The organism is Pararhizobium sp. LjRoot255, assembly GCF_964252905.1.
In the GTDB taxonomy this organism is placed as follows: domain Bacteria; phylum Pseudomonadota; class Alphaproteobacteria; order Rhizobiales; family Rhizobiaceae; genus Pararhizobium.
Map to the genome: position 1 here is coordinate 1,293,541 of NZ_CAXUPQ020000001.1, position 20,679 is coordinate 1,314,219.

Here is a 20,679-nt window from a genome sequence, read left to right on the forward strand (position 1 = left end):
AAATCGAACGACGGGGTCTGGTGATACGCATCCGGCCCTGATCTTAGGAAACGGAACGGAATGACCGACAACAACGACGACAAGACATTCGGCGGAGCCAAGAAGACGCTGACCCTGAAGCCCTCCGGGGTCAGTCAGGGAACTGTTCGGCAGGACATGGGTCGCGGCCGGACGAAGGCGGTCGTGGTCGAAACGCGCAAGCGGCGGCCGCATCGGCCCGAAGACGAAAAGCCGGTTGTTGCGATCACAGCACCTGCCCCTGTGCCGCGGGTCGCCGAGCAGCGCCCGGCTCCGGTGCAGCAGCCGTCGCGCTCTGGTCCTCAGGGCCAGCAGCCGCGCCAGGACAATCGCCAGCCGGACAATAACCGTCCGCGCGTCGGCGTGGTCCTCAACCAGCTCTCCGCCGGCGAGATCGATGCGCGACGCCGCGCTTTGGCAGAAGCGCAACTTCGCGACGCGGAAGACGCCAAGCGCCGCGCTGCCGAAGAGGCTGCCCGCCAGGCCGAGGAAGCCGCTCGTCTGAAGCTGGAGCAGGAAGAAGCAGCCCGCCGCGCCGCCGAAGAGGCTGCCCGCTCGCCCGCCGAACGCGAGGCAGACAGGGCCGCAGCCGAAGCGGCGAAGGCCGCTGAAGCAGAAGCGGCCGCCGTCGAAGCCCGCAAGGCCGAAGACCGGGCACGCGCGCAGGCCGTCAAGCCTGCGACGACGCCAGCGGTTACACCGCCGGTCGGCCTGCGCGCCCGCAAGCCGGAAGCCGAAGAAGAAGAGAACCGTCCGAACCGTGGCGCCACCGCACCGGTGCGCGGCAAGGTCGTTCGTCCGGAGCCTGCCAAGGCGCCTGCCCGTCCAAAGACGGAAGAAGAGCGCCGCAAGGGCAAGCTGACGCTGACGGCTGCTCTCGACGACGAGGGTAATCCGCGCGGCCGCTCGATGGCTGCCATGCGCCGCCGTCAGGAGAAGTTCCGTCGCAGCCAGATGCAGGAAACCCGCGAAAAGGTGATGCGCGAAGTGATTTTGCCGGAAACCATCACCATTCAGGAACTGTCGCAGCGTATGTCCGAACGGGCCGTCGACGTGATCAAGTACCTGATGAAGGAAGGCCAGATGATGAAGCCGGGCGACGTCATCGACGCCGACCTTGCCGAACTCATCGCCAGCGAATTCGGCCATACCGTCAAGCGCGTTTCGGAATCCGACGTTGAAGAAGGTCTCTTCGATGCGGCCGATACCGGCGAAATGCTGCCGCGCCCGCCGATCGTAACCATCATGGGTCACGTCGACCACGGCAAGACCTCGCTGCTCGACGCCATCCGCAAGACCCACGTCGTATCGGGCGAAGCCGGTGGCATCACCCAGCATATCGGCGCCTATCAGGTCGAGCAGAATGGCAACAAGATCACCTTCATCGACACTCCCGGCCACGCCGCGTTCACTGCGATGCGTGCCCGTGGCGCCCAGGCGACGGATATCGCGATCCTCGTGGTTGCCGCCGACGACAGCGTCATGCCGCAGACGATCGAATCGATCAGCCACGCAAAGGCTGCCGGCGTTCCGATCATCGTGGCGATCAACAAGATCGACAAGCACGAAGCCGATCCGCAGAAGGTTCGCAACCAACTGCTGCAGCATGAAGTGTTCGTGGAAACCATGGGCGGTGAAGTTCTCGACGTCGAGGTGTCGGCAAAGACAGGCCTCGGCCTCGACAAGCTGCTCGAAGCCATCCTGCTCCAGGCTGAAATCCTCGATCTGCGCGCCGATGCGGACCGCACGGCAGAAGGCACCGTCGTCGAAGCCCAGCTCGATCGCGGCCGCGGTGCGGTTGCCACCGTTCTCGTTCACAAGGGTACGCTGAAGCCGGGCCAGATCATCGTTGCCGGCGACCAATGGGGCCGCGTGCGCGCACTCGTCAACGACAAGGGCGAACACGTCAAGGAAGCGCCGCCGTCGATGCCTGTGGAGATCCTCGGTCTTTCCGGCACGCCGCAGGCGGGCGACAAGTTCGCTGTCGTTGAGAACGAAAGCCGTGCCCGCGAAATCTCCGAGTACCGTCAGCGGCTGACCCGCGACAAGGCCGTTGCCCGTGCATCCGGCCAGCGCGGTTCGCTCGAGCAGATGATGATGACGCTGCAGAATACCGGCCTGAAGGAATTCCCTCTGGTCATCAAGGGCGACGTGCAGGGCTCTATCGAAGCCATTGCCGGTGCTCTCGACAAGCTCGGGACCGATGAAGTCCGCGCGCGCATCGTGCATTCTGGTGCCGGCGGCATCACCGAGTCCGACATCTCGCTGGCAGAAGCCTCGAATGCCGCGATCATCGGCTTCAACGTCCGTGCCAACGCACAGGCGCGCACCGCGGCTGAGCGTGCCGGTATCGAAATCCGCTACTACAACATCATCTACGATCTGGTGGATGACGTGAAGGCAGCGATGTCGGGCCTGCTCTCGCCGGAACGCCGCGAAACCTTCCTCGGCAATGCCGAAATCCTGGAGGTGTTCAACATCACCAAGACCGGCAAGGTCGCGGGTTGCCGCGTCATCGAAGGCAAGGTCGAGCGTGGCGCCGGTGTTCGCCTGGTTCGCGACAACGTCGTCATCCACGAAGGCAAGCTCAAGACGCTCAAGCGCTTCAAGGACGAAGTCTCCGAAGTGCCGATGGGCCAGGAATGCGGCATGGCCTTCGAGAACTACGAGGACATCCGCGCCGGAGACACGATCGAGTGCTTCCGCGTCGAGCACATCACCCGCACGCTGTAATTGCTTCCGGGCTGAAACGACACCATCCAGAATGGCGGCCTCGGCCGCCATTTTGCTGTGCGGCGGTAGTATCGGCACCCTCTGACTTGCTTGCAAAACAAAAGCCCGGAAAGAGGCAAAACCACCTTCCGGGCCTGTAAGCCGGTCTTTTCGGTTGTATCAGCCGATCAGACCTGTTTGCCGATCTTGGCATCGACAGACTGGGCGTTCGATCCGCGGATCGCGAAGAAGAAAAAGATCGCAGCCCAGAGGATCGATTTTTCCGCGCCGGCGAGCCCCTCACCGGTCACGACGCCGTGGAAATAGACTGTCACCAAAAGCACGATCATCGCCGCAAAGGAAGCGGGCCGGGTGAACAGGCCAATCGTGACCAGGATGCCGCCGAAGAATTCGGTTGCCGACAGGAGCGGCGACCACAAGACGCCGGGATAGAAGCCAAGCCCCTCGACCATGCCGACGGCGCCGAAGGGATTGATGATCTTGCCGTAACCATGGGTGACGAGAAGGACGCCTGCGACAACACGCAGCAGCGTTTCGGCCGTCGTATCGAACGGCAGGTACAACCGCTGCAGGGCGGGCAGCATGGCTGGCGGCCGGGTGGATGAAATGTCGGTCATGTTGACTCCTGATGAATTTTCGCAACGCAACAGTCTCTTGCCGCGGAAATTGCGACGATCAAGGCATGCCGCATAAAAACATGATAAATTCAGTTGACAATTTCGTGAGCCATTCTTGATCTCGCGATTGCGGCCAATGCCCCCGGCGGCTAAGTTGCGGCCACGGAAATCGATACGGACACCGACATGAGCGAAAAGCCGCGCATCACCATTCTCTACTGCACCCAATGCAACTGGCTGCTGCGCGCCGCCTGGATGGCGCAGGAACTGCTCTCCACCTTCGGCGACAGCCTCGGCGAAGTGGCGCTCGTTCCCGGCACCGGGGGCAATTTCGAAATCCGTGTTGGTGAGACGCTGATCTGGGAGCGCAAGCGCGACGGCGGTTTTCCCGGACCGAAGGAGTTGAAGCAGCGTGTGCGCGACGTGATCGAACCGGAGCGTGACCTCGGTCACACGGACCGGACCTGACGTTTTGACGGCAGGCCTGCTTTTCTCTGTTTTCAGCGCCGCCTTCCTGTCCGCGACGCTGCTGGTGGGCGTGTCCGAGGCAGCTCTCGTTGTCGCGGCCACGCAGCCGGACGCCCAGCCCTTTCAGCTCTTTCTTGCCGCGACCGCCGGCAACGTGCTTGGCGCGGCTGTCAATTTCGCGCTCGGACGTTCTCTGCTGCGCTTCGAAGGTCGCCGCTGGTTTCCCGTCAGCCCGGCGAACCGGCGCAAGGCCGAGGCACTGTTTTGCCGCTATGGCCGGCCTGTTCTGCTGTTTTCCTGGCTGCCGGTGATCGGCGATCCGCTGACGCTTGCGGCTGGGCTGCTGCGAACGCCTTTTGCCATTTTTCTCGCCTATGTGACGATCGGCAAGGCGGCACGCTATGCCGTGCTGCTTTGGCTCTGGGACGTCATCGCCAGATGAGCTTTCCAAACAAAACGGCGGGGATTTTTACCCCGCCGTCGATCAAACGAGCGCACGCTCAACGATAGGGCGAATAGCAGATCCTGTAGACGCCGCCATAGCTCACGAACCGGTTGGTCGCCGGATTGTAGGAGCGATACCGCTGCAGGCACCAGTTTACGTGCGCGCTATATCCACGGCGGACATAGCGATCGCGGTAATACGGCCGGGGCGCGATGTAGACCTCGACATTGGGCCGCCGGTAGTAAGGCCGGTACGGCCGGTAGCCGTAGTAGGGCCGATAGCGACGGTCGCCATAATAAGGCCGGTAGTCACGGTACGAGCCGCCATAGTCACGGCGGTACTGCACATCCATCTGCTGACGATCGATCGTCACATCCGGAACGGCAAGCGGAATCGCCTGCGCGGAAGCCACAGGTGTCATGATGGACGCGGCGCTCAACGCGCAGCCAATAACGAAATTTCGAAATCCCGCCATTTGTTTCCTCATTTCTCCCAAAAGGGTTTGCTTCGGTTGGTGTCCCTGTTTCAATATAACGGTCAGTATTTTTGTTTATTCGTGCTTCGCCCGTTGGCCCGACTGCAATTCAGCGTCTTTCGACGTCTCGCCCCTTCCAACTGGGTAGAATGCGCCAATATTTCCTGTAAGTCACTCGCCCCGTTATCAAAATCCTGTCACCAGACGGAGGATAGATTGAGCTTGAAATTCGGAACCAGCGGCCTGCGCGGCCTCTCCATCGACCTGAACGGCCCTCCCGCAGCCATCTACGCAACCGCGTTTGCACGCTATCTGCTGTCGTCCGGCCAGGCCAAACCCGGCGATCCGATCCTTCTCGGCCGGGATTTTCGCGATTCGAGCCCGGCGATCTCGGCCATCTGCGCCGGCGCGCTCTCGCGTGCTGGCCTCGCAGTCCTCGATTGCGGCACGGTGCCGACGCCGGCGCTGGCGCTGTACGGTCTTGAAAAGGGCGCGGCCGGGCTGATGATCACCGGCTCGCACATCCCCGCCGACCGCAACGGCATCAAGTTCTACCGGCCCGACGGCGAGATCGCCAAGAGCGACGAAGAGGCAATCAGCGCCGAGGCAGTCAAGGTGCAGGCCGCTCCCGTCGATGCCACGCCGGGCAATGCGGAAGACCATTCAGAGGAGGCGAAGGCCCTCTTCCTTGCCCGCAACACAAATATCCTGCCCACCGGGGCGCTATCCAGCCTGAAGGTCGGTGTTTATCAGCACAGCACCGTCGCCCGCGACCTTTTTGTCGATGTCCTCTCGCACTATGGCGCCGAGGTCGTGCCGCTCGGCCGCTCCGGGACCTTCATCCCCGTCGACACCGAAGCCGTTTCTCCCGCGACGATCGATCTGCTCAAGGCCTGGACCGCCGAACATGGCCTCGATGCCATCGTCTCCGCCGATGGCGATGGTGACCGGCCGCTGGTCAGCGACGAAACCGGCCTGCCGCTACGCGGCGACCTCATCGGACTGATCGCCGCCCAGTTTGCCGGCGCGGCTGTTGCCGTCACGCCCGTCACCTCCAATTCGGGCCTCGAGCGTCAACCGGGCATTTCCATCCGGCGTACCCGCGTCGGCTCGCCCTTCGTCATCGAAGGCATGCTGGAGGCCGTGCACCAGGGTCAGACGGGCGTCGCGGGCTTCGAGGCCAATGGCGGCACGCTGACCGCCACGGATTTCACGCTCAACGGCACCGTGCTCAAGGCCCTGCCGACGCGCGACAGCTTCCTGCCGGCGCTGGCCGTGCTCGCCCGTGCCGTGCGCGCAGGCAAGGCTCTCTCGGCGCTCGCCGCCGATTACGCGCTGCCGGTGGCGCTGAGCGACCGGATCGAGAATTTTCCGCTTGAGACCAGTGCTGCGCTCATGGCCTATCTGCGCGGTGGCCGGGACAATCTGGCGCAATTCCTCGAGCCGATCGGCACACCGGAAAGCATCAGCGACATCGACGGATTGCGGGTCACGCTCACTGACGGCCGCGTCATCCACTTCCGTCCGTCCGGCAATGCTCCGGAGATGCGCTGCTATGTCGAGGCGGAAACTGCCGAGCAGGCGCAGGCGCTGCTCGAACAAGGCCTCGACCGTATCCGCGCTTTCGCCCGGCCGCAGGGATGAGGCAGGTTATCATGCAAATTCATTTCGGCCGAAAACCCTTGTAATCCAAGCCTTTGTTCGACTTTTCAGCAGGGTTTTCAAGAAAACTTCAAAAACCCTGTTGACACCAAAGCGTGAGCCCCTTACATGCCGGTCCGTCGCCCAGATGGCGGAATTGGTAGACGCGCCAGCTTCAGGTGCTGGTACTCGCAAGGGTGTGGAGGTTCGAGTCCTCTTCTGGGCACCATTCCATTTTAAGTACTTGATTATCTTCAGGTACTGATATTTCTTCCCGACTTTGTCTCAGCTGTAACAGTGTTTGTTATGGTCGAGGCCTGCGGACTGCAGGCCGACCCTGGTCATCTGTCATTTGGTTGGTGTGTCCGTCCTGGCGGCCAGGAGATGAACGAGCTCCATCGGGAAGGGGAATATTATCGTTGAGTTCTTTTCTCCGGCAATGACGTTCAACGCGCTTAGGTAGCGCAACTGCATGGCCAGCGGCTGCTTTGCCAAGATTTCGGCCGCTTCCACCAGCTTCGCCGCAGCCTGCTGCTCGCCCTCTGCATTGATGACTTTTGCGCGGCGCTCGCGTTCGGCCTCCGCCTGGCGAGCGATCGCACGGATCATGGATTCGTTGATGTCGACATGTTTGATCTCGACGTTGGCGACTTTGATACCCCACGCGTCAGTTTGGGTGTCGAGCATTCTCTGGATATCCTCGTTGAGCCGGTCACGTTCCGCGAGCATCTCATCGAGATCGTGCTTGCCGAGTACCGAGCGCAGCGTCGTCTGGGCAAGCTGGCTCGTGGCTGCCATGAAATCCTCGACCTGAATCGTCGACTTTTCGGGATCGATGACCCTGAAATAAATCACCGCACTGACGCGAACCGAAACGTTGTCATGAGATATGACGTCCTGGCTGGGTACATCGAGAACACGCGTCCGCAAATCGACCCGCACCATCTGCTGCACGTAAGGAACGAGCAGGATCAATCCGGGGCCCTTCACACCGGTGAATCGGCCAAGTGTGAAAACAACCGCGCGGTCATACTCGCGCAGGATCTTGATCGCGCTCGCGAGGATGACCAGCAATAGGATGATCGCGGCGAAATAGAAGATAAAATCTCCAAACATGGTCATGCGCTTTTCTCCCTGCCTTCCAGAGCCCGCTGATCCCTTGGCGGTTTGCGGGCAACCTCAAGCGTTAGCCCCTCTCGAGCGATGACCGTCACATCGTCTCCGGCTGTGAGCCGTTCGGCGGAGATGGCCCTCCAGCGCTCTCCGTGGGCGACGATGTAGCCGGTGGTGTCCGCCCAATCGGAAACTTTGCCGGAAATGCCGATCATCTGCTCCGCACCCGTCACGACAACGTGCCGGCGCGCGGTGAATGCAAGTCGAGCAACAATGAGGCTGAAGGCGAGGCCGGAAATGCCGACGCCTACCAGGACTCGCCAGCTCACTTCAAAATCCGGCACATCCGTATCGAAGAGAAACGTGGCACCTAGAACGAGCGCGACGGCACCACCGAGGCCGAGGACGCCGAACGTCGGCGTATGCGCTTCCGCAACGAACAGAGCGCCAGCAAGGGCGATGAGGCCGACACCCGCGTAGCTTACCGGCAGCATGGCCAAAGCGTAAAGGCCGAGCAAAAGACTGATGCCGCCGACCGTTCCAGGTATCACCGCCCCGGGTGTAAGAAACTCGAAAATCAAGCCATAAATACCGATGATCATCAGGATGAGTGCCACGTTCGGATCGGCAATGACCGAAAGCAGGCGCGTCCGCCAGTCAGGCTCGATGTTCTGGACGATGAGACCGGTTGTATCGAGGCGTATGTCTCTCTCTCCTACTCGTACCGTACGGCCGTTGGCTTGCGCCATGAGATCATCAACAGTGGTTGCGATGAAATCGATGACTTTTTCACGTTCGGCAGCGATCGACGAAAGGCTTGCGGCGTCACGCACCGCCCGTTCTGCCCAGTTGGCATTGCGATTGCGAAGCTCAGCCAGCCCCCGAAGATAGGCAGCCGCATCGTTCACGGCTTTGGCCTCTGCGGCGTTGCGCGGCTGTTTTTCCTTGCCGTCGCGGTCATCGTCACTGTCGAATCCGCTCCCACCGAGGGCAATAGGCGTTGCCGCACCCAAATTGGTGCCTGGCGCCATGGCCGCGATATGGCTGGCATATAAAATGTAAGTGCCGGCGCTTGCCGCACGTGCACCACTCGGGGCCACGAAACTCGCGACGGGTACGGACGAGGCAAGGATTGCGCGAATGACTTCCCGCATCGACGTATCGAGGCCGCCGGGTGTGTCCATTTGCAGAACGACCAGCGTCACCTCGCGTTCGTTGGCAAGCTCAAGACCACGTTTCACATAGTCGGCCGACGCCGGGCTCACGGCGCCATTCAATCGCAGCAGCAGGGCGACGCGCTCCGAACCCGCTGTCGGTGCGACGGAAAACAGGGATGCCAAGCCCAAGATGAGTGCGAGAGCGAAGATTCGGCTTGCCTGTTGGCAAAACCTCCGGGGTCGCACCATCAGCCGATAAATGTTCATAATTTTAAATATACGCCAGAATCGCCAAAAGATAAGGCAGGAGCTTCTTGGCTACCCGCTCATGAAAATGGCCGCATCGTTCCCGACGCGGCCATCCTGTCTGATTTGTCGGACGTTTCACACAGCAAACCCCGGGGTCTCCGTTTCGCAAGCGACAAATTCATTCGATTGACTGAACTGATGCAACAGCGTATATTTTACGCCATGACTAAAATTGAAACCGATCAGAACGCCGTCACCGCACGCCGCGATGCAACCCGCGAAAAGCTGCTTGTCGCCTCGCTCGACGTCTTCGGCCGCTATGGCTTCGACGGCGCTTCGACACGGCGGCTGGCCGATGCAGCAGGTGTCAACCTACAGGCCATTCCCTATTATTTCTCGGGTAAGGAAGGCCTCTATGTTGCCACCGCCGACTATCTGACGGAGCTGATCAGCAATCATGTCGGCGACATTCGGCAGCGCGTCGGCGCCCGCATCGTCGCGCTCGACACAGCAGGCGAACCGATGTCGCCGGAAGAGGCCCGCGCTTTCCTGACCGAAATCGCCCAGTCGATGATCGCGCTCTTCGTCAGCAAGAAATCCGAATCCTGGGCGCGCTTCATCATCCGCGAGCAAATGGAGCCCACCGAAGCCTTTACACGGGTCTATCAGGGCATCATGCGGCCGATGATCGAGATCGCCCGCCGGCTGATCGGCACGATCCTTAATGAGGATCCGGCATCCGAACATGTGCGGCTGCGCGCCTTTTCCTTCATCGGCAGCATCCTCGTTTTCCGCATGGCGCACGCCGCCGTGCTCGCGCAGATGGAGTGGGAGACGGCCGGTCCAAACGAAGTCGCGACCTTGCGCAATCTCGCCGCCGAACTCGTCGCTGCCCTTGGGCCGGTCAAAGGAGGCGCGGCATGAAAAAGATCGTCGTCGTTCTGCTGCTTGCCATAGCCGGCGCTTCCGCATGGTGGTTCGAGCTACCGGCGAAACTCGGCTGGCAGGACACAGGGCGGAAGGACTTCGTGCTCTACGGCAATGTCGATATCCGCCAGGTCTCCCTCGGCTTTCGCGTCAACGGCCGATTGTCGGAGGTCGCGGCCGATGAAGGCGATGCCATCAGGAGCGGTGCGGTTCTCGCCAGGCTCGACGCAAGGCCCTACGACTATGCCGTCCGCTCGGCAGAGGCCAATGTCGCTGCCCTTCGCGCCACGCTCGACAAGCTGAAGGCCGGCCCGCGTCCGACCGAGATCGCGCAGACGCGGGCCACCTACAATGCCAGCGTCGCCGAGCTCGAGAATGCCGTACTCGAACTCACCCGCGCTGAGCAGCTTCGTCCGCGGGGCACGATCTCGCAGTCGGCTTTCGACCAGGCGAAGGCTGCAAAGGCGATGGCGGCGGCGCGCGCGGAAGCCGCCAGGCAGGCGCTGAACCTGATCGAGGAAGGCACCCGCACCGAGGACATCGCCGCCGCCGAGGCGCAGCTGCAGGCCGCGGAAGCGACGCTGGCCTCGGCTCGCACGTCGCTGGAGGATACCGAGCTGCGGGCGCCGAACGACGGCATCATCCTGTCGCGCGTGCGTGAAACAGGCGCGATCGTCGCGCCGGCGGACACCGTCTTCGTCCTGTCGCTGACGGAGCCGGTCTGGGTGCGCACCTATGTTGCCGAGCCCGACCTCGGCCGTATCCATCCCGGCATGAAAGTGAAGGTGACCTCCGATACCCGACCGAACGACGCCTATGACGGCATAATCGGCTTCATTTCGCCGGTCGCCGAGTTCACCCCGAAATCGGTGGAAACGGCAGAACTTCGAACCGATCTCGTCTACCGCCTGCGCATCGTCATCGACAAGCCCGGCACCGACCTGCGTCAGGGCATGCCGGTCACCGTGCGGCTTCCCTTGGGCGAGGTTGCCCGGCAATGACCGCCGCTCCGGACAGGACCGAACTGGTCCGGCTGTCGGACGTGACGAAGCGGTTCGGTGATGCTCCGCCGGCACTCGATGCCGTATCCGGCTTGATCCCCGGCGGCGAGATCACCGGGCTTGTCGGCCCCGATGGCGCCGGCAAGACGACGCTCATCCGCCTGATGACCGGCCTGATGCTGCCCGACAGCGGAACGGTCGAAGTTCTTGGTTTCGACACAGCCAGGAACCCGGCCGCAATCCAGGCCGCGATCGGCTACATGCCGCAGCGCTTCGGGCTCTACGAAGACCTGTCGGTACAGGAAAACCTCGACCTCTATGCCGATCTGCGCGGCCTGCCGAAACAAGAGCGGGCGGCGACCTTCGATGAACTCCTGACCTTCACCGATCTCAAGCGCTTCACCGGTCGGCTGGCCGGAAAGCTCTCCGGCGGCATGAAGCAGAAGCTGGGGCTTGCCTGCGCGCTGCTCAAGAAACCGCGCCTGCTGCTGCTCGACGAACCCGGCGTCGGCGTCGATCCGATCTCGCGCCGCGATCTGTGGACAATGGTCGAGGACCTGACGAAGGAAGGCATCGGCGTCGTCTGGTCGACCGCCTATCTCGACGAGGCGGAAGCCTGCGACGGCGTGCTGCTGCTCAACCAGGGAAAACTCATGTTTTCCGGCAAGCCGGCGGATATGACCGCGCGTGTTAAGGACCGGGTGTTCCGGGTCTCCGGCGTTTCCGGGCGCAAGCGGCAGGTGCTGGCAAAGCTTTTGGACGAAGAGGGCGTCATCGACGGCGTCATCCAGGGCGAGGCCCTGCGGATCGTCGCCGGAGAGGGGGCCGAGCCTCGATTGCTGTCCGCCGGAGACGGTGCAAAGGCTTCCCCTGCCCCGCCCCGCTTCGAGGATGCCTTTGTCGACATGCTCGGCGGCGGGCCGGGCGGCCGCTCCAAACTCGCTGAAGCCCAGCAGCCGCTGGCCGCAAAGGATGATCGCCCCGTCATCGAGGCCAGGGGGCTAACCAAACGTTTCGGCGATTTCACCGCAGCCGAGGACATCACGTTCGACATCCGCCGCGGCGAGATTTTCGGCCTGCTCGGGCCGAATGGCGCCGGCAAATCCACAACGTTCAAGATGCTCTGCGGCCTGTTGAAGCCGACGGCCGGCGAAGGTCGTGTCGCTGGCTTCGACCTGCGCCGCGATGCCGCCTCCGCGCGCAACCAGCTCGGCTACATGGCGCAGAAATTCTCGCTCTACGGCGACCTCAGCATTGCCCAGAACCTCGATTTCTTCGCCGGTGTTTACGGCCTGTCCGGCCAGCGCAAGCGCGACCGCATCGCCCTGATGAACGAGATTTTCGATTTCGGCCGCCATGCCGGACAATCGTCGAAAGACCTGCCGCTCGGCCTGAAACAGCGGCTGGCGCTCGCCTGTGCCGTCATGCACGAGCCACGGGCGCTTTTCCTCGACGAACCCACCTCCGGCGTCGACCCGATCACCCGGCGCGAATTCTGGACGCATATCAATGGGCTGGTCGAAAAAGGCGTGACGGTGCTCGTCACCACCCATTTCATGGAGGAGGCCGAATATTGCGACCGGATTTCGCTGATCTATCGCGGCCGTTCGATCGCGCTCGGCTCGCCAGATGAACTGAAAGCAAGCGTCGTTACCGCCGACCAGCCCGATCCGACCATGGAGGACGCCTTCGTCGCGCTGATCCGGCAATCCGAATCCGAAACGAGGCAAGCGGCATGAGCACCTCCTCGACACCGGACAGGATCAGGCGCTTCACGGCTCTCGTGCGCAAGGAGAGCTATCAGGCCGTGCGGGACCCGAGCACGACGCTGATCGCCTTCGTGCTGCCTTTGATCCTGCTTTTTCTGTTCGGCTACGCCGTGTCGCTCGATACCACTCGCACCCGCATCGGCCTCGTCATGGAGGAGACCACGCCGCTTACCCAGAGTCTCGCCGCGAGCTTCGAAGCCTCGCGATATTTCACCGTTGCCACCAGCCGCGACCGGCGCGTTTTCGCGGACGATCTGGTCAATGGCCGCATCCGCGGCATTCTCGTCATCCCGGCTAACTTCACGACGGACTATGCCGCCGGCAACCGGCCGCAGGTCCAGGTGATCGTCGATGGCTCCGAGCCGAACACGGCGAATTTCGTCCAGAACTACGCGCAGGGCACCGTCGCCAACTGGGAGCGCCAGCGGCAAGCATTGCTGGCCGAGGGCGGGCCGGCGATCTCCATCGAACAGCGCTTCTGGTTCAATCCGGAACTGACCAGCCGGTACTTCCTCGTCCCCGGCTCGATCGCCATCGTCATGACGCTGGTCGGCACGCTACTCACCTCGCTGGTCGTTGCCCGCGAATGGGAGCGCGGCACGATGGAAGCGATGATGGCGACGCCGGTGACGGCGGTCGAGCTCCTGATCGGCAAGATCTTTCCCTATTTCCTGCTTGGCCTTGCGGCGATGACGCTCTGCGTGCTGCTCGCCGTCTTCCTGTTCGGCGTACCCTTCCGCGGCTCGGTCGTCGCGCTTTACGCGCTGTCGGCGACCTTCCTCATCCCGGCGCTCGGCCAGGGGCTTCTGATCTCGGCGGCGACGAAGAACCAGTTCCTCGCGTCGCAGCTGGCGCTGATCACCGCGTTCCTGCCGGCTTTCCTGCTCTCGGGCTTTCTGTTCGAGATCAATTCGATGCCAACCGTCATCCAGTGGATCACCTTCATCGTGCCGGCGCGCTACCTGATCCCGAGCCTGCAGACCGTGTTCCTTGCGGGCGATATCTGGCCGATGTTCCTGCATTCGATCGCGGTCATGCTGACGATCGGCGCGATATTCTTTGCGCTCGCCGCCCGCAGCACCAGAAAGAGGATCGGCTGATGTGGTGGACGCGGCTTCGAGCCCTGATCGTCAAGGAACTGCTGGCGGTGCTGCGCGACCCGAAGGGCCGCGCCATCCTGATCGGCCCGCCCCTCATCCAGCTCCTCGTCTTCTCCTATGCGGCGACGCTCGAGGTGCGCAATGTCGACGTGATGATCCTCAATCGCGACTCAGGCCATTGGGGACAGGAACTGGTCGAGCGCATCGACGGTTCGCCAACCTTCCGGAAGATCGAGATCGCAGTCAATCCGCAACAGGTCCGCGAGGCGATCGACGGCCAGGACGTCATTGCAGCCGTCGAGATCGGCCCGGATTTCTCCCGCGGCATCGAGGCGGGAACCCCGGTCGATCTGCAGATCATCCTCGACGGACGCCGCTCGAACGCCTCGCAGATCGTCTCCGGCTACCTGACCCAGATCGCCGGCGGACTTGCGGCCGACACGCCTGCCGGCAAACGGTCGGCCGCGCGCTCCATCTCGGCCATTGCGCGCAACTGGTTCAATCCGAACCTCACCTATCAATGGTTCATGGTGCCGAACCTGATCGCCAGCATTGCGCTGTTGATCGGGCTGGTCGTCACCGCCCTGTCGATCGCCCGCGAGCGCGAACTCGGCACCTTCGACCAGCTGATGGTGTCGCCGCTACGCGTGCATGAGATCCTGATCGGCAAGCTCCTGCCGCCGATGATGATCGGCCTCTTTCACATCACCCTCTATATCCTGGCTGCCATCTTCATCTTCGGCCTGCCGCTCAGGGGCTCGCTGCTTTTGCTCTATGGCAGCGGCATCTTCTATCTCGCGTCGGTGGTCGGCATCGGCCTGTTCATCTCGGCCTTGTCGATGACGCAGCAGCAGGCCATCCTCGGCGCGTTCCTGTTCATGGTGCCGGCCATGCTGCTCTCCGGCTTCGCGACGCCGATCGAGAATATGCCGGACTGGCTGCAGCCGGTAACGCTGGTCAACCCGCTGCGCTATTTCCTGATCATAGTGAAGGGCGTCTTCCTCAAGGATATCGGCCTTGCCGAGGTCGTCCGCCAGACGATCCCGCTCTGCCTGATCGCCGCGGTCACCTTGAGCGCTGCCGCCTGGCTGTTCCGCCGGCGCCTGGAATAATGCCGGCCAAAGTCCTTAAAGGTTGTGGTATGCGCCCGCATGTCGTTTTGCAGGCGGTTGTTTTCACTGTCTTCGACGGCGATCTGTTCGGGGAAGCGAGGCTGAGAACGCTCTATCTGAGCGCGCCCCTTGCGCGGCTGGTCGCAGCCTTGCGGTCGGGACAAGAGCGGCCGGTGGCTCATACTAAAGTTTTCCAAACGATATCGGCGATTTCCTTCGAACCCGTTTCCGGCTAAGCAAGACGCAAAGACTGTCGGGAGGGGGCATGCGCACTATCATCGAATCCGTTGAAGCACGCCGCGCCGAAGCACGGCTCGGCGGCGGGCAAAAGCGTATCGACGCCCAGCATGCCAAGGGCAAGCTGACGGCGCGCGAGCGCATCGAGGTGCTGCTCGACGAAGGTTCGTTCGAAGAATACGACATGTACGTCACCCACCGGGCCGTCGATTTCGGCATGGCCGAACAGAAGGTCGCAGGCGATGGCGTCGTCACCGGTTGGGGCACGATCAACGGCCGCCAGGTCTACGTCTTCTCCCAGGATTTCACCGTGCTCGGCGGCTCGCTGTCGGAGACCCACGCGCAGAAGATCTGCAAGATCATGGACATGGCGGTCAGGAACGGCGCGCCGGTAATCGGGCTCAACGATTCGGGCGGCGCCCGCATCCAGGAAGGCGTCGCCTCGCTTGCCGGCTATGCCGAGGTCTTCCGCCGCAATGCCGAAGCATCCGGCGTCATCCCGCAGATCTCCGTCATCATGGGGCCCTGCGCCGGCGGCGCGGTCTATTCACCGGCGATGACCGATTTCATCTTCATGGTGCGCGACACCTCCTACATGTTCGTCACCGGTCCCGACGTGGTGAAGACCGTGACGAACGAAATCGTCACTGCCGAAGAACTGGGCGGCGCCGGCACCCATACCAGGAAGTCTTCCGTCGCCGATGCGGCCTATGAGAACGACATCGAGACGCTGGAGCAGGTGCGCCTGCTGTTCGATTTCCTGCCGCTCAACAACCGCGAAAAACCGCCGGTGCGTCCGTTCCATGATGACCCGGCCCGCATCGAAATGCGGCTCGACACGCTGATCCCCGACTCGTCAGCCAAGCCCTACGACATGAAGGAACTGATTCATGCGATCGCCGACGAAGGTGATTTCTTCGAACTGCAGGAAGCCTTCGCGAAGAACATCATCACCGGCTTCATCCGCCTGGAAGGCGAAACAGTCGGCGTCGTCGCCAACCAGCCGATGGTGCTGGCCGGCTGCCTCGATATCGACAGTTCGCGCAAGGCCGCCCGTTTTGTCCGCTTCTGCGACGCCTTCTCGATCCCGCTTTTGACCCTGGTCGACGTGCCCGGCTTTCTGCCCGGCGTGGCGCAGGAATATGGCGGCGTCATCAAGCACGGCGCCAAGCTGCTCTTCGCCTATAGCCAGGCAACCGTGCCGATGGTGACGCTGATCACCCGCAAGGCCTATGGCGGCGCCTATGACGTCATGGCTTCCAAGCACATCGGCGCCGACGTCAACTATGCCTGGCCGACCGCCGAGATCGCCGTGATGGGTGCGAAGGGTGCCACGGAGATCCTCTACCGCTCCGAACTCGACGACCCGGAAAAGATCGCCGCCCGCACCGCGCAATACGAGACCCGCTTCGCCAACCCCTTCGTCGCCGCCGAACGCGGCTTCATCGACGAGGTGATCATGCCGCACTCGTCGCGCCGTCGGATTGCGCGGGCGTTCGCCTCGCTCAGGGGCAAGCGCAAGGAGCAGCTGTGGCGCAAGCACGATACAATCCCGTTGTGATGGGCTTCAATACGGCCGCCGGTGCCCCATATGCTTGACGCGCGCTGACCCTCTGAGCGCATGTGTCAATTACCAAGGACAGTTCATGACCGAAAAATCCCCCGCCGATAATTTTCCTGCCGGTTACGAAGTTCCCAGGGTCTGGACCTGGGACAAGGCCAATGGCGGAGAGTTCGCCAATATCAACCGCCCCATCGCCGGCCCCACCCATGACAAGGAACTGCCGGTCGGCAAGCATCCGCTGCAGCTCTATTCGCTGGCGACGCCGAATGGCGTCAAGGTGACAATCATGCTTGAAGAGCTTTTGGCTCTCGGCCACAAGGGCGCGGAATACGACGCCTGGCTGATCAGGATCGGCGATGGCGAACAGTTCGGCTCCGGCTTCATCGACGTCAATCCGAATTCGAAGATCCCGGCCCTGATGGACCGTTCCACGCCGGAACCGACCCGCGTCTTTGAAAGCGGCTCGATCCTGCTTTACCTCGCCAACAAGTTCGATGCCTTCCTGCCGAAGGACTACAAGGCGCGCACGGAAACGATGAACTGGCTGTTCTGGCAGATGGGGGCAGCACCCTATCTCGGCGGCGGTTTCGGCCATTTCTATGCCTATGCGCCGATGCATATCCAATACGCGATCGACCGCTTTGCGATGGAAGTAAAGCGCCAGCTCGACGTGCTCGACCGGCATCTCGCCGACAACCGCTACATGGCAGGCTTAGAATATTCGATCGCCGACATCGCCATCTGGCCCTGGTACGGCAATCTGGCGCTTGGCAAGCAGTATGGCCAATCCGGCATCTTCCTCGACGTTCAGAGCTACAGACACGTTCAGCGCTGGACCGCTGAAATCGCGGAGCGCCCCGCGGTCAAGCGCGGCCGCATGGTCAACCGCCTCTCTGGCGATCCCTCCGAGCAGCTGCACGAACGCCACGATGCCTCCGACTTCAAGACGAAGACGCAGGACAAGATTAGCCAAGACCAGACAGTCAAGGCCTGAGGAGACAAGGATGCCCAAACGGCCCGACATGACCAAGCATCGAGGCTTTCCCTCCGGCATGCCGGGCCACGGCCATCATTTCACCATCCGGCGAGCGAACGAGAAGGGGGTAACGCCGCTCAAGGCCCTGCAGCGCCTCGCTCGCCCGCACACGATCGAACACAAGGTGGATGCAGCCTTCCTGCATGCGCTCTGGCACCATTTCGGACCGGAACCGTTCGAACGGGGCAATCTCGATGCCGGAAGGCTGAACCTTTTGTTTGGCCGCGAGGTCGTGCCGGCTGAGGAGCCGTTCGATCCAACGTCCTATGAAGCGCTTTTGAGGATTGACGAAAGAGTCGCGCGCAGGAGCTTCCCGGAAGCGTTCGAAGACGTGATGGAAGTCTGAGCCCATGTTCAAGAAAATCCTCATTGCCAATCGCGGCGAAATCGCCTGCCGGGTCATCAGAACCGCAAAGAAGCTCGGCATCGCCACCGTCGCTGTCTATTCCGATGCGGATGCCGATGCCCTGCATGTGAGACAAGCCGACGAGGCAGTGCATATCGGGCCGGCACCCTCCAGCCAGTCCTATATCGTCATCGACAATATCCTCGACGCAATCAAGAAGACCGGCGCCGATGCGGTGCACCCGGGCTACGGCTTCCTCTCGGAAAACGCCACCTTCGCCGAAGCGCTGGAGAAGGCGGGTATCGCCTTCATCGGCCCGCCGGTTAGCGCCATCCAGGCGATGGGCGACAAGATCACCTCGAAGAAGCTGGCGGCCGAAGCCGGCGTCTCTACCGTGCCCGGCCATATGGGTCTGATCGCGGATGCCGAAGAGGCGGTGAAAATCGCCGGCGAAATCGGCTATCCGGTGATGATCAAGGCGTCGGCCGGCGGCGGCGGCAAGGGCATGCGCATCGCCTGGAACGATGCCGAGGCGCGCGACGGCTTCCAAGCCTCGAAGAACGAGGCGAAGTCGTCGTTCGGCGACGAGCGCATCTTCATCGAGAAATTCGTGACGCAGCCGCGCCACATCGAGATCCAGGTGCTGGGCGACAAACACGGCACCGTCCTTTACCTCGGCGAGCGCGAATGCTCGATCCAGCGGCGTAACCAGAAGGTCATCGAGGAAGCGCCGTCGCCTTTTCTCGATGAGAAGACCCGCCGCGCCATGGGCGAGCAGGCCGTCGCCCTTGCGAAAGCGGTCGGTTACCATTCGGCGGGCACGGTCGAGTTTATCGTCGATGGCGAGCGCAATTTCTACTTCCTCGAAATGAACACCCGCCTGCAGGTCGAGCATCCGGTGACGGAGCTGGTTACCGGCATCGACCTGGTCGAGCAGATGATCCGCGTCGCCAGCGGCGAAAAGCTGGCCTTTTCCCAGAAGAACGTGCACCTCAACGGCTGGGCGATCGAAAGCCGGCTCTATGCCGAGGACCCCTATCGCAATTTCCTGCCCTCGATCGGCCGGCTCACCCGCTACCGCCCGCCGGCGGAAGGAACGACGGTCGACGGCACCATCTTGCGCAACGACACCGGCGTCTTCGAAGGCGGCGAGATCTCGATGTATTACGACCCGATGGTGGCAAAGCTCTGCACCTGGGCGCCGGACCGGCTCTCCGCCATCGATGCGATGAGCGCCGCCCTCGACGATTTCGAGGTCGAAGGCATCAGCCACAACCTGCCCTTCCTCTCCGCCGTCATGCAGCACGACCGGTTTCGCGCCGGCCGGCTGACCACCGCCTTCATCGCCGAGGAATTTCCGGACGGCTTTTCCGGCGTCGAACCCGATCCGGCATCGGCCCGCAAACTGGCGGCCGTCGCCACGCTGATCCATCAGGCCCTGCAGAGCCGCGCCGCGCAGATCTCCGGCACGATCGGCAATCACCGCCGGGTGATCGGCAAGGACTGGGTCGTCAGCTTCGGCGGACAGGAATACGCGCTGACGCTCGACGCCACGGCCGACGGCGCCTATGTGCAGATGGCCGATGGAGCGGCTTTCGCGGTCGCGGGCGACTGGATGCCCGGCCGTAGCCATGCCACCTTCAACGTCGAGGGTACGGCCATGGGCGTGAAGATCGACCTTTCCGGCACCGCTATCCGCCTGCGCTGGCGCGGCATGGACGTTACCGCCCATGTGATGAGCCCGCGCGTTGCCGAGCTTGCCCGGCTGATGCCGAAAAAGCTGCCGCCCGACACCTCGAAACAGCTGCTCTGCCCGATGCCGGGCGTCGTCACCGCACTTGCCGTTGCCCCGGGCGACACGGTCGAAGCCGGCCAGGCGCTGGCAACCGTGGAAGCAATGAAGATGGAAAACACCCTGCGCGCCGAACGCCACGGCGTGGTCAAGCGCGTCGCCGTGTCCGCCGGCACGAGCCTCGCGGTGGATGAACTGATCATGGAGTTCGAGTAGTGCCGGTTAATTTCCCTCACCTGCAGTTTCTAACACTTGAGCGAAGCTAAGATGTTGAAATTGCTTCCTCTCCCACAGAGGGGAGAGGTATTATGCGGAAAACTCTGCGCGCTACCAAAATCAAGATCTTAGCTTCGGCTAGGTCTTGGATTTTGTTGGTGAGGGGATGCGCTACACCCGCTCTCCATAAGAGAAAACAAGGATATCAGAGAAACCGAATGACTTTTTATCCCCGCCCCGCGCATCCATGCCATGATAGCCACCGTTCCGCCATCGGATACGTTGCCAGGCGTGGCAGTGAGGCGGAGCCGGCGCTGGATGGGAGAGAACGACGCAGGCTCTTTCATCCGGGGTTCGCAGAAAGGTTCCCCTCCGCAGGCTGTTGCTGCTGCGGGCGTGCCGACGGTGCACTGAGGGCCGACAAGGCCGTAGCGGAACGAAGTTGCGGGCAAAAACCGCCGAACGGGGCGCTGAAAGGTGTCACTTCTTTATTATCCAACGCGGCAGCTTTGAGCGCCCCGTCCTTTGCATACACTAGACCCACGGCGGTTTTCCGCGCGTGGATGCAGGCGATTGAGGCGGTGCCTTACCTCCCCCTTGAGGGGGGAGGTCGCCGCAAAGCGGCGGGTGGGGGTGACCCGTTGTTTGGCGCAAAAAATCACC

Annotated in this window: 18 protein-coding genes and 1 tRNA gene; 15 read left to right on the plus strand and 4 right to left on the minus strand. The window is 62.3% G+C overall.

All coding sequences use genetic code 11. The features are described 5' to 3' along the window. Positions 1-60: 60 nt before the first annotated feature. Positions 61-2,751, plus strand: a complete 2,691-nt coding sequence (gene infB, locus ACSQ2W_RS06455; RefSeq protein WP_436085516.1) for a translation initiation factor IF-2 — start codon at positions 61-63, stop codon at positions 2,749-2,751. 167 nt (positions 2,752-2,918) lie between these two features. Here infB and ACSQ2W_RS06460 read toward each other — a convergent pair whose 3' ends face one another. Further along, positions 2,919-3,368 (minus strand): DoxX family protein, encoded by a 450-nt coding sequence (locus ACSQ2W_RS06460; RefSeq protein WP_436085517.1) that lies wholly within the window; start codon positions 3,366-3,368, stop codon positions 2,919-2,921. Between the two features lie 186 nt (positions 3,369-3,554). On the opposite strand from ACSQ2W_RS06460, the gene ACSQ2W_RS06465 reads away from it, so the two are divergent. Beyond that, on the plus strand, positions 3,555-3,836 hold the full coding sequence (locus tag ACSQ2W_RS06465; RefSeq protein ID WP_436079365.1) for a SelT/SelW/SelH family protein: 282 nt from the start codon (positions 3,555-3,557) through the stop codon (positions 3,834-3,836). A gap of 70 nt (positions 3,837-3,906) precedes the next feature. Further along, the gene (locus ACSQ2W_RS06470) at positions 3,907-4,278 is read left to right on the plus strand and encodes a YqaA family protein (protein ID WP_436087692.1); all 372 of its coding nucleotides are present in this window, start codon (positions 3,907-3,909) and stop codon (positions 4,276-4,278) included. A 58-nt stretch (positions 4,279-4,336) separates the two neighbouring features. Here ACSQ2W_RS06470 and ACSQ2W_RS06475 read toward each other — a convergent pair whose 3' ends face one another. Continuing rightward, a complete protein-coding gene (locus ACSQ2W_RS06475) occupies positions 4,337-4,756 on the minus strand; it encodes a BA14K family protein (RefSeq protein ID WP_436085518.1) in 420 nt (139 codons plus the stop codon). Between the two features lie 216 nt (positions 4,757-4,972). Between ACSQ2W_RS06475 and ACSQ2W_RS06480 the strand changes: the two genes are divergently transcribed. Both ACSQ2W_RS06480 and ACSQ2W_RS06485 read left to right on the plus strand, forming a co-directional pair. Continuing rightward, positions 4,973-6,400 carry a phosphomannomutase gene (locus ACSQ2W_RS06480; RefSeq protein ID WP_436085519.1) on the plus strand — a complete coding sequence of 476 codons (1,428 nt, stop codon included), beginning with the start codon at positions 4,973-4,975 and terminating at the stop codon, positions 6,398-6,400. A gap of 139 nt (positions 6,401-6,539) precedes the next feature. Beyond that, a tRNA-Leu gene (locus tag ACSQ2W_RS06485) sits at positions 6,540-6,626 on the plus strand. A gap of 119 nt (positions 6,627-6,745) precedes the next feature. Here ACSQ2W_RS06485 and ACSQ2W_RS06490 read toward each other — a convergent pair. Next, the gene (locus tag ACSQ2W_RS06490) at positions 6,746-7,519 is read right to left on the minus strand and encodes a slipin family protein (RefSeq protein ID WP_436085520.1); all 774 of its coding nucleotides are present in this window, start codon (positions 7,517-7,519) and stop codon (positions 6,746-6,748) included. Further along, the gene (locus ACSQ2W_RS06495) at positions 7,516-8,916 is read right to left on the minus strand and encodes an NfeD family protein (protein WP_436087693.1); all 1,401 of its coding nucleotides are present in this window, start codon (positions 8,914-8,916) and stop codon (positions 7,516-7,518) included. Before ACSQ2W_RS06495 ends, ACSQ2W_RS06490 begins: the two co-directional genes overlap by 4 nt. 222 nt (positions 8,917-9,138) lie before the next feature. On the opposite strand from ACSQ2W_RS06495, the gene ACSQ2W_RS06500 reads away from it, so the two are divergent. The 10 genes from ACSQ2W_RS06500 (at position 9,139) to ACSQ2W_RS06545 (ending at position 20,016) form a co-directional block, all read left to right on the plus strand. Continuing rightward, positions 9,139-9,840 carry a CerR family C-terminal domain-containing protein gene (locus ACSQ2W_RS06500; protein WP_436085521.1) on the plus strand — a complete coding sequence of 234 codons (702 nt, stop codon included), beginning with the start codon at positions 9,139-9,141 and terminating at the stop codon, positions 9,838-9,840. Next, on the plus strand, positions 9,837-10,844 hold the full coding sequence (hlyD, locus tag ACSQ2W_RS06505) for a secretion protein HlyD (protein WP_436085522.1): 1,008 nt from the start codon (positions 9,837-9,839) through the stop codon (positions 10,842-10,844). Before ACSQ2W_RS06500 ends, hlyD begins: the two co-directional genes overlap by 4 nt. Then, entirely contained in the window at positions 10,841-12,583 is a 1,743-nt protein-coding gene (locus ACSQ2W_RS06510) for an ATP-binding cassette domain-containing protein (protein WP_436085523.1), read from the plus strand. Before hlyD ends, ACSQ2W_RS06510 begins: the two co-directional genes overlap by 4 nt. Then, positions 12,580-13,713, plus strand: a complete 1,134-nt coding sequence (locus ACSQ2W_RS06515; RefSeq protein WP_436085524.1) for an ABC transporter permease — start codon at positions 12,580-12,582, stop codon at positions 13,711-13,713. Before ACSQ2W_RS06510 ends, ACSQ2W_RS06515 begins: the two co-directional genes overlap by 4 nt. After that, the gene (locus tag ACSQ2W_RS06520) at positions 13,713-14,825 is read left to right on the plus strand and encodes an ABC transporter permease (protein ID WP_436085525.1); all 1,113 of its coding nucleotides are present in this window, start codon (positions 13,713-13,715) and stop codon (positions 14,823-14,825) included. Before ACSQ2W_RS06515 ends, ACSQ2W_RS06520 begins: the two co-directional genes overlap by 1 nt. Next, positions 14,825-15,061, plus strand: coding sequence for a hypothetical protein (locus tag ACSQ2W_RS06525; protein ID WP_436085526.1), 237 nt, complete (start codon positions 14,825-14,827; stop codon positions 15,059-15,061). The genes ACSQ2W_RS06520 and ACSQ2W_RS06525 overlap by 1 nt, the downstream gene beginning before the upstream one ends. A gap of 29 nt (positions 15,062-15,090) precedes the next feature. Continuing rightward, positions 15,091-16,623, plus strand: a complete 1,533-nt coding sequence (locus tag ACSQ2W_RS06530) for an acyl-CoA carboxylase subunit beta (protein ID WP_436085527.1) — start codon at positions 15,091-15,093, stop codon at positions 16,621-16,623. 85 nt (positions 16,624-16,708) lie between these two features. Continuing rightward, positions 16,709-17,620 (plus strand): glutathione-dependent disulfide-bond oxidoreductase, encoded by a 912-nt coding sequence (gene yghU, locus ACSQ2W_RS06535; protein ID WP_436085528.1) that lies wholly within the window; start codon positions 16,709-16,711, stop codon positions 17,618-17,620. Positions 17,621-17,630: 10 nt separating this feature from the next. Further along, a complete protein-coding gene (locus ACSQ2W_RS06540) occupies positions 17,631-18,008 on the plus strand; it encodes a hypothetical protein (protein ID WP_436079385.1) in 378 nt (125 codons plus the stop codon). Between the two features lie 4 nt (positions 18,009-18,012). Then, positions 18,013-20,016 (plus strand): acetyl-CoA carboxylase biotin carboxylase subunit, encoded by a 2,004-nt coding sequence (locus ACSQ2W_RS06545; RefSeq protein WP_436085529.1) that lies wholly within the window; start codon positions 18,013-18,015, stop codon positions 20,014-20,016. Positions 20,017-20,679: the final 663 nt, after the last annotated feature.